At 44.6% G+C, this 13028-nt stretch carries 8 protein-coding genes; 7 read left to right on the forward strand and 1 reads right to left on the reverse strand.

Annotated features, from left to right (window positions below):
* Window positions 1-273: 273 nt before the first annotated feature.
* Window positions 274-3003: a pyruvate, phosphate dikinase gene (gene ppdK / locus Q0993_RS18175; protein WP_299535792.1), complete on the reverse strand. Its 2730-nt coding sequence runs from the start codon at window positions 3001-3003 to the stop codon at window positions 274-276.
* A gap of 271 nt (window positions 3004-3274) precedes the next feature.
* Here ppdK and Q0993_RS18180 point away from each other — a divergent pair, with 271 nt between their 5' ends.
* The 7 genes from Q0993_RS18180 to Q0993_RS18210 all read left to right on the forward strand — a co-directional run bounded on the left by Q0993_RS18180 (window position 3275) and on the right by Q0993_RS18210 (window position 12868).
* Window positions 3275-4129 carry an EboA domain-containing protein gene (locus tag Q0993_RS18180; RefSeq protein WP_299535794.1) on the forward strand — a complete coding sequence of 285 codons (855 nt, stop codon included), beginning with the start codon at window positions 3275-3277 and terminating at the stop codon, window positions 4127-4129.
* Window positions 4130-4131: 2 nt separating this feature from the next.
* Entirely contained in the window at window positions 4132-5040 is a 909-nt protein-coding gene (locus Q0993_RS18185; protein ID WP_299535796.1) for a TatD family hydrolase, read from the forward strand.
* Complete coding sequence (eboC, locus tag Q0993_RS18190; RefSeq protein ID WP_299535798.1) at window positions 5041-5931, forward strand: UbiA-like protein EboC; 891 nt, start codon at window positions 5041-5043, stop codon at window positions 5929-5931.
* 9 nt (window positions 5932-5940) lie between these two features.
* On the forward strand, window positions 5941-7107 hold the full coding sequence (locus tag Q0993_RS18195; RefSeq protein ID WP_299535800.1) for a 3-dehydroquinate synthase: 1167 nt from the start codon (window positions 5941-5943) through the stop codon (window positions 7105-7107).
* Window positions 7108-7112: 5 nt separating this feature from the next.
* Window positions 7113-8309 (forward strand): metabolite traffic protein EboE, encoded by a 1197-nt coding sequence (gene eboE, locus Q0993_RS18200; protein ID WP_299535803.1) that lies wholly within the window; start codon window positions 7113-7115, stop codon window positions 8307-8309.
* 4 nt (window positions 8310-8313) lie between these two features.
* Window positions 8314-9693, forward strand: coding sequence for an alkaline phosphatase family protein (locus Q0993_RS18205; RefSeq protein ID WP_299535805.1), 1380 nt, complete (start codon window positions 8314-8316; stop codon window positions 9691-9693).
* Window positions 9694-9802: 109 nt separating this feature from the next.
* Window positions 9803-12868, forward strand: coding sequence for a DUF6797 domain-containing protein (locus Q0993_RS18210; protein WP_299535808.1), 3066 nt, complete (start codon window positions 9803-9805; stop codon window positions 12866-12868).
* The last annotated feature ends 160 nt before the right edge of the window (window positions 12869-13028 follow it).

The following is a 13028-nucleotide window of genomic DNA, read 5'->3' on the forward strand; positions in this document are numbered from 1 at the left end:
TTACAGTGTCAAAACTAGCAGGAAAAAGAAGTGGGTGTCTCTGCAATCCCATTAACGGTAGCTTCGGTCCCCTTATCGGTAAATATTTCCGGCTGCCAGTTGTGTTCTTAGATCAGTTTTACCACACTATTAGATTTCTAGCAAGGATATGGATTGCAGTTTATGGGTAGGCAAAAAAATGCGAATTGTCACCACTACGGAGTAAGCGTGACAATTCGCACTATAACTGCAGAACTTCTCTATTCTGCAAAAGGGTAGAAACCGGAAATTATGTCAACTACCGGCCTTTAGGACGGCCTGGGCGGCGGCAATCCGTGCAATAGGAACTCGAAATGGAGAACAACTCACATAGTTCATTCCTAGGGTATAACAGAATTCCACCGAACTGGGATCTCCCCCATGTTCTCCACAAATACCCAATTTTAGACCAGGTTTGGTGGTGCGGCCGCGTTCCGCTCCCATTTTTAATAATTGTCCGACACCTTTTTGGTCCAAAACCTCGAAGGGGTCGGCGGTCAAAATTCCTTTTTCCAAATAGATGGGCAGAAATTTACCGGCATCATCCCGGGAATAGCCAAAGGCCATTTGGGTAAGGTCGTTTGTTCCAAAGGAGAAGAAATCGGCCCGCTCCGCAATGGAATCGGCCATTAATGCCGCGCGGGGAACCTCTATCATAGTACCTACCAGATAATCGATGGTGTCCTCATACTCTTCAAATACTTTGTCTGCAGTTTCCCGTATTACCTTTTCCTGTTCCATAAATTCACTTAATGTACCTACCAAGGGTACCATAATTTCGGGTTTGGAGATAATACCTCTTTCCTTTAGGTTTAGTGCCGCTTCAATTATGGCCCTGGTCTGCATTTCAGTGATTTCTGGATAGGTGTTTCCCAATCTACATCCCCTGTGCCCCAACATAGGATTGAATTCCTGCAGTTCCGCCACTTTGTTTTTAACGGCCAATAACGAAATGTGCATATCCTCGGCCAACTCCTTTTGTGTAGCCAATTGGTGGGGCACAAATTCGTGCAATGGGGGATCCAAGAGGCGAATGGTAACCGGATGTCCATCCATGGCCTCAAAAATACCCTCAAAGTCCTTACGCTGCATGGGCAACAAATCTTCCAAGGCGTGTTTTCTGCCCTTTACCGTATCGGCCAAAATCATTTCGCGCATGGTCTTAATACGGTCCACTTCAAAGAACATATGTTCGGTACGGGCCAGTCCTATACCCTGTGCACCGAAATTACGGGCAATTTTGGCATCTTTTGGAGAATCTGCATTGGTGCGTACCTCCATGGTCCTGTAGGTATCGGCCAATTTCATGATTTCACCGAACTCTCCGCTCAATTCGGGTTCGCTTGTAGCTACTTTACCTTCCAGGATATTTCCGGTAGAACCATTTAAGGAAATCCAATCTCCTTCTTGATATACCTTTCCATCCACGGTCAAGGTCCGCCTTTTGTAATTGATTTTCAGCGCTCCGGCCCCGGAGATACAGCATTTTCCCATTCCCCTGGCAACTACGGCCGCATGGGAAGTCATCCCGCCCCTAGCGGTAAGGATACCCTTGGCAATGTTCATCCCTTCCAAATCTTCGGGAGAAGTTTCTATTCGCGTTAAGATGCTATGACGGAATTTATGGGCCTCGTCGGCAAAAAACACAATTTGTCCGGTTGCGGCCCCTGGAGACGCTGGAAGTCCTTGGGCAATGACATGTGCCCGTTTCAGGGCTTTTTGGTCAAAGACAGGGTGCAATAATTCGTCCAACTTGTTGGGCTCTATGCCAAGTAAGGCCCCCTTTTCAGTAATTAGACCCTCTTTCAGCAAATCCATAGCGATTTTTACCATGGCGGCCCCGGTACGCTTCCCATTACGTGTCTGTAAAATCCAGAGTTTTCCTTCCTGGATGGTAAACTCCATATCCTGCATATCCCGATAATGTTTTTCCAGAATATCCTGATATCCGTGAAGTTCCTTATATATGGTAGGCATTAGTTCTTCCAAGGAAGGATAGGTGACCAATCGCTCATTCTCATTAATTTTGGCCAATTCGGCCCATCGCTTTGACCCTAGCGTAGTAATTTGCCTCGGGGTACGGACCCCGGCGACCACATCTTCGCCCTGTGCATTGATAAGATATTCGCCATTAAAAACGTTTTCACCGGTTCCGGCATCACGGGTAAAGCATACACCGGTTCCCGAATTATCGCCCATATTACCATAGACCATGGCCTGTACGTTTACCGCAGTACCCCAATCTGCGGGGTAACCGTGCATTTTGCGGTAGTATAGGGCGCGGTCTCCGTTCCAGCTGTTAAAAACGGCGATAACGGCTCCCCATAGTTGTTGCCAAGGATCGGTTGGAAAACCATGACCGGTACGTTTTTTTACGATGTCCTTAAAATCATAGACCAAATCCTTTAGGTCCTGAACGGTAAACTGGGTATCGAGCTCTATTTCACGTTTTTCCTTTAAGTGCTCCATAATTTCCTCAAAGGGATCTATATCGTCCTTGGACTCTGGTTTCATGCCAAGGACTACCCCTCCATACATTTGGATAAACCTACGGTAGGAATCCCACGCAAATCGGTCATTTTTAGTCTTGGCGGCCAGCCCTCTTACTACCTCGTCATTAAGACCTAAATTTAAGACGGTATCCATCATTCCGGGCATGGAAACACGGGCCCCGGAACGTACGGAAATCAAAAGGGGGTTCTCCGGATTGCCAAATTCCGTGCCCATTATTTTTTCGATATTGGCGATGGCCTGTTCCATGTCTTCCTTGATGAGTCTTAACGTGGCTTCCTCTCCCAACTCGTTGTACTCGGTACAAACCTCTGTAGTTATGGTAAATCCTGGCGGCACTGGAATACCGATAGCGCTCATTTCGGCAAGATTGGCGCCTTTTCCTCCAAGTAAGTTTCGCATGGTACTGTCCCCATCTGCGGATTTGCCCCCAAATCGGAATACCCTCTTTTTAACCTCTTCCATGATTTCCATACTATTGTGTTTTAAGTGTTTAACTGAAATTAGGATGGCTCAAAAGTAGGGACTTCATGGTGGCGTTTTCATGACATTTATCACATTATTCACTTAAAATTTGGCAAAAGAAGTTGCAAAAGCGCGGATTGCGGCGAATACCGCCACCAACCCCTTTCATTATATGGGAATTAGCTTTATTTTTGATGATGTTTGGGCAAAATGGTTTGCTTGACAGAAGAAGTGGTAGCAACCCCATGGACTACCGATTACCTTTAAAATAGGTGGTTTTATGCAGTTAAATGACGTTGGCGAAAAGCTGTCAAGAATTATTGGGAATACTATTGATGCGGAAGCCCATGATTGGTTGGAGGAAAAGATCCGAAAAATTATCCGTGAAGGTTCTGCCCGTGATATGTACATGACCTATAGCCTTATTCCTTCAAAGGTTTACCTTCAGGATATCCAAAGTATGGGTTACGGTAACGATTTGGAGGATTACTTACGGGTTCAAAAAGCGAACATCCAGCAAATTTCGAGAATTCACCTATTGATCAGCGTATTGAACGCCGATATGGAATTTTTTACGCCTAAGGTGGCCAATATCATTCAAGTAGCGGATACCGGGGAGTTGGAAACCTTTTTGAAATTCTTGATTTTGTTGCCCAATCCGGAGGCGTACAAAACCCAAGCGGTGGAGGCGTTGCGGACCAATGTATCCACAGTTTTTAACGCCATTTCCCTGAATAACCCTTATCCTGCATTGTTCTTTGATGAGCAACAATGGAACCAGATGTATCTCAAAACAGCTTTTATGCAAGGGGATTTGAGTGCAATACTGGATATTGACAAGAGGGCGAACAAAGAATTGGCCCGCATTATTTCCGATTATGCCCACGAACGATGGGCGGCCTCCAGGGATATCGACCCCTATTTTTGGCGTCCGGTTTCCGGATTCCTGAATAATGGGCTTTTAACGGACATGGAGCGCTTGTTGGAGAGTGCCAATTGTATGGAGAACAGGGCGGGAGCCTTATGCTGTTATCATTCGGATAAGCCCGAGGCCAAGAAGTTGTTGGCAGGTTATCCCGGTTTGCAGGAGCAGATTACAAATAAAATACTGAGTTGGAAAACCTTAAAAGATTGAATATGGAAGAAAAAATGATGTTTATTGACTCACATGTTCATATGTCGTCCAGGACCACGGATGATTATGAAGCTATGGCAGAAGCCGGAGTTGTGGCGGTTATAGAACCTTCTTTTTGGTTGGGACAGGCACGTACCCAAGTAGGTTCATTTCAAGATTATTACAGCAGTTTGGTAGGTTGGGAGCCCTTTAGGGCCAGTCAATTTGGTATACAACATTATTGTACCATTGGTCTAAACTCCAAGGAAGCCAATAATGAAGCCTTGGCGGAAGAAGTAATTGAGTTATTGCCCTTATATCTCCATAAGGAAAATGTAGTAGCCATAGGGGAAATAGGGTACGATGACCAAACCCCTGCGGAGGATAAATATTTTCGGGTTCAATTGGAAATGGCCAAGGAATTGGGAATGGTAGTTCAGGTGCATACGCCGCATCGCGATAAGAAATCAGGTACCATCCGAAGTATGGAGGTATGTTTGGAACATGGTCTGGACCCCGCAATGGTCGTTATTGATCATAACAATGAGGAAACGGTGCAAGAGGTACTGGATAGGGGTTTTATTGCGGCCTTTACCATCTACCCCAAGACAAAAATGGGGAATGAACGCATGGTAGAAGTAGTCAGAAAATACGGTAGCACGAATATCATTGTGGATAGCTCGGCAGATTGGGGCGTTAGTGATCCATTGGCGGTCCCCAAAACCGGAAACCTAATGCTGAAACGTGGTATTGCGAAAGAGGATGTGATTAAGACCTGTTATCAAAACGCCTTGGATATTTACGGGAAAAATGGAAAGATGAAGGAGTCGGATTGGTTGACCCCCAAGGGTATTGACCAGACCAAATTATACAATGACAACAGCGTGCTACGCGGTCAGGTCCCTAAGGTGGATTCGGATAAAATCGTGTAGATGCGAAACATTTTAAAGGGATACCTGCGGTTGGCCCGTCCGGCGAATTTACCCACGGCTGCCGCTGATATTTTGGCAGGTGTCGCAATTGCAGGGGCGCTCTCCCATGACTTTATCGACTTTGACGCAAAAACCAAAACGATGCTTTTGGTTTTTGCATCGGTCTTTTTATATGCGGGCGGGGTGGTCCTTAATGATGTATTCGATTTGGATCTGGACAAGGTAGAGCGTCCGGAAAGACCAATTCCCAGTGGACTGATTCCTTTGAAATCGGCGGCCGTTTATGGAACATTTTTATTGATACTGGGTATACTGCTGGCTTTTTTTTGCGGGCCGTTCAGCGGTTTCATTTCCATCGTTTTGGCTTTTTTCATCGTCCTTTATGACTCGTTTTCGAAAAAGGATGGTCTTCTGGGCCCTTTGAACATGGGATTATGCAGAGGATTGAACCTTATTTTGGGAATGTCTATTTTGGGAGGGGCTGCCCAGTGGTGGTATGCCGCAATTCCTTTGGTATATATCTTTGCGATTACGCTCATAAGTAGGGGCGAGGTGCACGGAAATAATAAGAACCACATCATTTGGGCAGGAGTATTGTATAATCTAGTTATCTTAGCTGTTATCATCTTAATTATGTCCCAAACCGATAACATACTGCAGGCAGTTCCTTTTTTGGCGCTCTTTGCTTTTTTGGTCCTTAAGCCTTTGGTTCGTGCATACCACACAAATTCTCCGGAAAACATAAAAAAAGCGGTAATAGCCGGGGTACTTTCCCTAATCGTCCTAGATGCTTCCTTGGCCGTCGGGTTTTCTGTTTGGTGGTATGGTCTTTTGTTATTATTATTACTGCCTTTATCTATATTTTTGTCCAAGCTTTTTGCCGTTACCTAAACCAAACCCATGCATTCAAAATTTATAGAACAGTCCTTTGCCGTACCGTATGCGTATAAATTACATTTTACGCAAAGGCTGTTTAGTACCGATAATACCTTGTTCAGGGATATTTTTGATGAATATAAAGTGAATGATACGGTAAAAGCACTTTTTGTTCTTGACAAGGGTGTTCATGAATATCATCCTGAACTGCATAAGGAGATTAAAGACTATTGCAGTAAGTATCCTGATACCATACAATATACCGGAAGTTTGATCATAGCCGGAGGGGAGCAGTCTAAAAATGATTATGGGAATGTCACTTCCGTTTTGGAGAAAATCAATACGAACGCTATATGCCGACATTCCTTTGTGGTAGTCATAGGTGGGGGTGCCGTGATAGATATGGTCGGCTATGCCGCAGCGATTGCACACCGCGGGGTAAAGTTGATCCGCGTTCCTACCACCGTGCTTTCCCAGAACGATTCCGCGGTGGGGGTAAAAAACAGCATCAACAGCTTTGGCAAGAAAAACTTTCTGGGCACTTTTGCGCCACCCTATGCTATAATCAATGATTCGGATTTTCTAAAAACCCTGGAACATAGGGATTGGATAGCAGGAATAGCCGAAGCCATAAAAGTAGCCTTGATCAAGGATAAAAAGTTTTTCAATTACCTTGAAGATAAGGCCGAAAAATTGGGGAATAGGGATATGGCCGCCATGCAAGATGTGATTTATAAATGCGCCGAAATGCATATGCATCATATTGCCCGTGGGGGCGACCCCTTTGAAAGTGGTTCTTCCAGACCCTTGGACTTTGGCCATTGGGCCGCCCATAAACTAGAGCAGATGTCCAACTACAACCTTAGACATGGTGAGGCGGTGGCAAAGGGAATAGCGCTGGATGTAACCTATGCACGGCTAATGGGCCTTATATCCGAAGATACCCAAAAACGTATTTTGGCCGTTATGCGAAAAATTGGGCTCGATGTACACATTCCCGTGGAAACTGAAAAGGAAATACAGGAATTATTGCAAGGAATTGAGGAATTTAGGGAGCATTTGGGAGGGGAGCTTTGTATCACCTTAATCTCTGAAATTGGAAAAAAGCTTGATGTCAACAAGATAGATATAGAATCTATGCAACATGCCATTACGGTTCTAAACGACAGTTGCAAAATAAAAATGGACTAACCAAAATGGATGTAAACGGAACTCATCAGCTTACCTATTGTACCAATATCCATCCTGGATCAAATTGGGAGAGCACCTTTACTAGTTTAAAGGAATTCGTTCCGGGCATCAAGGCAAAGGTGTCTCCCGATCGACCTTTTGGACTAGGCCTGCGTTTGTCCAACAAGGCCAGTGAGGAACTTGATGAGGCCAGTCATTTGACGGAATTCAAAGGGTGGTTGGAACGCCATAGTCTTTACGTTTTTACGATGAACGGATTCCCCTATGGCAATTTCCATGGTGAACGGGTAAAGGAAGAGGTACATGCTCCGGATTGGACCACACGGGAAAGGGTTACCTATACTAAACGTCTTTTTGAGCAGTTGGCCGAATTACTTCCCAGTGGAATGTCCGGGGGAATTTCTACCTCGCCGATCAGTTACAAATATTGGTATGCTACCAAAGACTTAAAAAGAAAGGCTTTTGAAACAGGGGCGAGACATCTATCCGAAATTGTTTTGCAGCTTTACGACCTGGAGTCCGGTACCGGTAAATATTTGCATCTGGACCTAGAACCGGAACCCGATGGTCTTCTGGAAAACAGCGAAGAAGTACTTGGTTTCTTTGCAGATTATTTGCTCCCGATAGCTATTCCAGTCCTTCAGGATACAATCCGTGTTGACGAAGCTGAGGCGGAGAGATTAATTAAAAAATATATAACAGTATGCTACGACATTTGCCATTTTTCCTTGGCCTATGAAGAACCGGAATATACTTTTCAAAAGTTTGCCAAGGAAGGAATCCAAGTGGGAAAGATTCAAGTTAGCGCCGCTCTAAAAATTCTTTTCGATGAAAGGGATCAAGACGCGATTTGGGCATCCCTTTCCCATTTTGATGAACCGACCTATTTACATCAAGTTACGGAAAAAAAGGAGGATGGGAAGGTGAAGACCTATAACGATTTGCCTATAGTTTTGGAGGAGAAAAACGATTTTACCGAATTAAGGGCCCACTTTCATGTTCCGATTTTTTTGGAGCGTTTTGATACCTTATTTTCTACCCAGGACCATATCGTAAAGGTGATCGACTATCTCAAGGAACATTCCGTTTCCGAACATCTGGAAATTGAGACCTATACCTGGGATGTGCTCCCTAAGGGGTTAAAACGCGATTTATCGGAATCGATAATTCGGGAAATCAACTGGTTAAAGGAAAGAATGTAATCCCATGCAAAAGACGGTGGTGGTTAATGTAGTGGGACTGACCAAACGACTTATTGGAGAACATACTCCTTTTATAGCATCCTTTTTGGCAAAAGGAAAATCAACATGTATTCAACCTGTGCTTCCTGCTGTTACCTGTTCCGCACAATCCACCTATCTCACTGGGAAATACCCTTCAGAACATGGTATCGTTGGTAACGGATGGTATTTTAAGGACGAATGCGAGGTGAAATTTTGGCGGCAATCCAACAAGTTGGTCCAAAGCGAAAAAATCTGGGACACGCTTAAAAAGCAAGACCCGAATTTTACGAGCGCCAATCTATTTTGGTGGTATAATATGTACGCCAATACGGATTACAATGTAACGCCACGTCCCAATTACTTGGCGGATGGAAGAAAGATACCCGATATTTATTCGCACCCTTCGAGCTTACGCGATACCCTGCAGGGGGAATTGGGAACGTTTCCGTTATTCCATTTTTGGGGCCCTAAGACTTCTATAAAGTCCAGCCAATGGATAGCGGATGCCACGCTAAGAACGGATGAACTTTATAATCCTACGCTTACGCTGGTCTACCTTCCCCATCTGGATTACAACCTGCAACGCTATGGTCTTAATTTTGACATTATATCAAAGGATTTACAGGAGATTGACGCCGTGGTCAAGCAATTAGTGGAACACTATCGGAAGCAAGAAGCGAATATTATCTTGCTTTCCGAGTATGGAATTACAAACGTTAACCGTGCGGTACACCTGAATCGAATACTTCGAAAAGCGGGTTACGTTAACATTCGCATGGAAAGAGGATTGGAACTTTTGGATCCCGGTGCGAGCAAGGCCTTTGCCGTGGCGGATCATCAGATTGCTCATGTATATCTCAATGATAGCTCTATCAAATCCAAAGTACGTGGGATTTTGGAAAAAGTGGAAGGTGTAGAAAACGTATTATCCGAAAAAGAAATACAGGAAGCACATTTAGATCATGACCGCTGTGGCGATTTGGTGGTAATAGCGGACAAGGATTCTTGGTTTACCTATTATTTTTGGTTGGATGATGCCAAGGCCCCGGATTTTGCCCGTATGGTTGACATTCACAAAAAACCGGGATACGACCCTGTGGAAATGCATACGGACCCCAGGGATAAATGGGTCATGGCCAAGGTAATCGGTAAACTTGTTAAAAAGAAATTAGGCTTCCGAACGGTAATGGATATTATTCCTTTGGATGCAAGTCTAATAAAAGGTTCACATGGCAGGGTTCCTGAACATACGGATGACTATCCCATTTTTATTACGAACAACACTTCAGCGAACTTCCATGAACAAATACCACCTACCGAAGTCTTTCAACAATTGCAAAATCACCTTTGCGCTGATCATTGATACTGCCTTAGGCATTGGAAGTCCATTATTTTTTTATTTTTAAGGGATGGGCTTTATCCGAATAAAGATAAATTCCCGCTTCCAAGAACCGTTTCAACACAATAAAAATATGGGACTGCTAATCAAGACCAAGGAAAGATGGTATTCACGAAAAAGTAACTTTGCCCAATACATCCTTCGGACTTGCGTTTTTTGGGCCTTCCTAACTATGCTCGGTTGTGGTTCGGAGGTTATCGAAGAATCTTGGAGCTATGAAATAGATTTTGGGGACGAGAATCCTCAAGGCACCCTAAATTTGGCAAAATCCCAAGGTAACGATCGGGCATCGTTAGTTTCCTTGGATTGGGGAACATTCAATCTCGAAAATGTTTCCATTACATCGGACCATTTTTCGGCGAATTTTGAACTTTTTGGAAATGAGGCCAAGTTGGAAGGTACCTTTACGGAGAATAGTTTTTCTGGAGCACTCAGAATGGATGATGAGAGTTTTCCATTTAAGGCTACAAAGCTCTCCGATGAGTTTTTTAAAATTGATCGCTCCAATATTGCCTATGTACTTTCCGAATCGGATCTTTCGGAATCCGAAATTAACATAGACCATGCAGGAATCATAGCGAGCGCGGATCGGGAAGGATACAAAAGAGGTGAACGGATTTATTCCGCCAATTGTATCAACTGCCATGGAACGGAAGAGGTAGAAGGTTCGATCCCATTGTCCACCAAGTTTTGGGAACAATCGTTACAAACGGGTAGCGACCCTTTCTCCATGTACCAGACCGTAAGCCGGGGTTATGGTTCCATGCCGCCGCAACCAACATTAACACCTCAGGAAAAATACGATGTCATTTCCTATATACGCCATAAATATATCAAGGAAAACAAAACGGAGACCTATGTCGCGAGCTCCCCGGGCTATTTGGCAGGTTTGCCGAAAGGAACTTCAAGAGGTCCGGAAGCCAAACCCTACCAACCGTGGTCGGACATGGATTATGGAGACTTTTTGATCAACACCTATGAATTGGTCGATGAGGAAACCGGTCCGGAACGGTATCATTCACCAGGGCCGACCCCATATCCCGATGAGGATTACAGCAAGAATAATTTTGCCTACAAGGGCATTGCCATACGTTTGGACCCAGGTGAAGGGGGAGTATCCAAAGGCAAGGCCTGGATGTTATTTGATCATGACCTAATGCGTGTTGCCGGGGGATGGACCGGAGCGGGGTTTATAGACTGGGATGGGATTCTTCTGAATGACAAACATGAGACCTATCCCCGGACCATCGGGAAACTTCATTTTGAGACCCCGGTAGGCCCCGGATGGGCCAATCCCGAGACCGGTTCTTTTGAAGACCCGAGATTTCGGGCACGGGATGGTAGGGCTTTTGGACCATTACCCAAAGCTTGGGCAGATTATAAAGGCCTCTATCACTATGAAAATCATAGCATTATTTCCTATACCATCGGAAATACAGACATTCTGGAAGAATTAGGCATGTTGGAACGGGATGGGGAAACCATCTTTACCCGAACGTTGAATATTGGGCGTTCCAACCGTGAGTTAAAAATGAAAGTGGCACCAGTAACGAATAAGGTGGCCCTTGCCGGCAAGGGTGGGGTACTGGGAGAGGAAGAAGGGTACATAATACTCAAGGTACAACCTGGAATTGCGTTGAATCTCAAGCTTTTTATCGCCGATTCGGGAGTAATGGACTTGGATAATTTGGCCGCTTCAAGCCCCCCGGAATCCTTGACTCCATATACCTTGGGCGGTCCCTCACATTATCCTGAGGAAATCAAAACCGTGATCACCACAGGAAATGAGGATGGGCTTTTTGCGGTAGATCAATTGACTCCACCTTTCGACAATCCATGGGCCTGTAGGATGAAATTAAGTGGTATTGACTTTTTGGAAGATCCGAATAAAGCTGTGGTCTGTGCAACGGATGGTGATGTATGGTTAATTGAAGGGCTTACCGCTAATACGGGACAACTAACATGGCAGCGAATTGGCTCGGGTCTTTTTCAACCGCTGGGTATCAAAGTCCTTAATGGTAATATCTATGTAATCTGTAGGGACCAATTGGTGTTGTTGCATGATTTTAACAGAGATAATGAAACCGATTTCTACGAAAGCTTTAATCATGACCATCAAGTAACCGATCATTTCCATGAGTTTGCCATGGGGCTACAGGCCGATGAACAAGGCAATCTCTACTATGCTAAAAGTGGCCGTCATGCAAGGGAGGCTTTGGTACCCCAACACGGTACCCTGTTAAAAGTGAGTAGGGATGGTTCCCGAACGGATATCATTGCCACTGGTTTTAGGGCGGCCAATGGGGTATGTATTAATCCAGATGGCAGTTTTTTGGTCACTGATCAACAAGGGTTTTGGAATCCAATGAACCGTATCAACTGGGTTGATGGAAAAGGTAAGTTTTACGGTAATATGTGGGGATATGGCCCACCCAAGGACACGACCAGGGTAGCCATGGAACAACCTATGGTCTGGGTAGATATGCAATTTGATCGTTCCCCATCCGAACTCTTATGGGTGGATAGTGAAAAATGGGGTCCATTAGATGGAAGTCTGTTGAGTTTCTCTTATGGTTATGGCAAGATTCAGTTGGTGCTTCACGAAAAAGTAAAGGGCCAGATGCAGGGAGGGGTTATTGATTTGCCCGGGGTCAAATTTTTGACGGGCGTTATGCGCGGAAGGTTCAACCCCGGTGATGGGCAATTATATGCTTGTGGCATGTCGGCCTGGGGTACCAACCAAATGTTACGGGGCGGAGGACTTTACCGGATCCGATATACCGGAAAACCGTTCACACTTCCCATCGGGCTTAAGGTAGCAACTTCATCCGTTCAATTGGCCTTTGACCAACCTTTGGACCAAAACATAGCCAAGGACCTTGGGAATTATGGGATAAGGACTTGGAACCTTATTAGAAGTAGTAAATATGGCTCTGATCGTTATAACGAACTCACCTTGGACATCTCCAAAGTGGAACTACTTAATGATGGGAAAACCGTAAAGCTTTATATTCCGGATATAAAGCCTGTGGACGTAATGACTATCGACTACAATTTGGTCTCTCAAAATGGAGCCCCTATACAAGGCACTATTCAGAATACCATACATGCCTTGAGTCCGGAAAAGGAACCACTTTAGCCTAAGTATAGATTTCCCTGCAAAAAAATGGTTGGCTTATGATAGAAAAGGGTTTTGAAGGCACTTTCAAAATCTGTACTTTAAACCTCCACGGAATAAACCAAAAAATTGATTCGTAGGAGTTTTTACCACGTAATATCCTCACTGCAACTTGCCTTTA

This window comes from Ulvibacterium sp., assembly GCF_028285715.1.
Taxonomy (GTDB): Bacteria; Bacteroidota; Bacteroidia; order Flavobacteriales; family Flavobacteriaceae; genus Ulvibacterium.

Excerpts from the sequence above, each read along its gene's own strand:
- ppdK (WP_299535792.1), bottom strand. The coding sequence starts at position 3,003 with ATGGAAATCATGGAAGAGGTTAAAAAGAGGGTATTCCGATTTGGGGGC.
- Q0993_RS18205 (WP_299535805.1), top strand. The coding sequence starts at position 8,314 with ATGCAAAAGACGGTGGTGGTTAATGTAGTGGGACTGACCAAACGACTT.
- Q0993_RS18195 (WP_299535800.1), top strand. The coding sequence starts at position 5,941 with ATGCATTCAAAATTTATAGAACAGTCCTTTGCCGTACCGTATGCGTAT.
- Q0993_RS18180 (WP_299535794.1), top strand. The coding sequence starts at position 3,275 with ATGCAGTTAAATGACGTTGGCGAAAAGCTGTCAAGAATTATTGGGAAT.
- eboE (WP_299535803.1), top strand. The coding sequence starts at position 7,113 with ATGGATGTAAACGGAACTCATCAGCTTACCTATTGTACCAATATCCAT.
- Q0993_RS18210 (WP_299535808.1), top strand. The coding sequence starts at position 9,803 with ATGGGACTGCTAATCAAGACCAAGGAAAGATGGTATTCACGAAAAAGT.
- Q0993_RS18185 (WP_299535796.1), top strand. The coding sequence starts at position 4,132 with ATGGAAGAAAAAATGATGTTTATTGACTCACATGTTCATATGTCGTCC.
- eboC (WP_299535798.1), top strand. The coding sequence starts at position 5,041 with ATGCGAAACATTTTAAAGGGATACCTGCGGTTGGCCCGTCCGGCGAAT.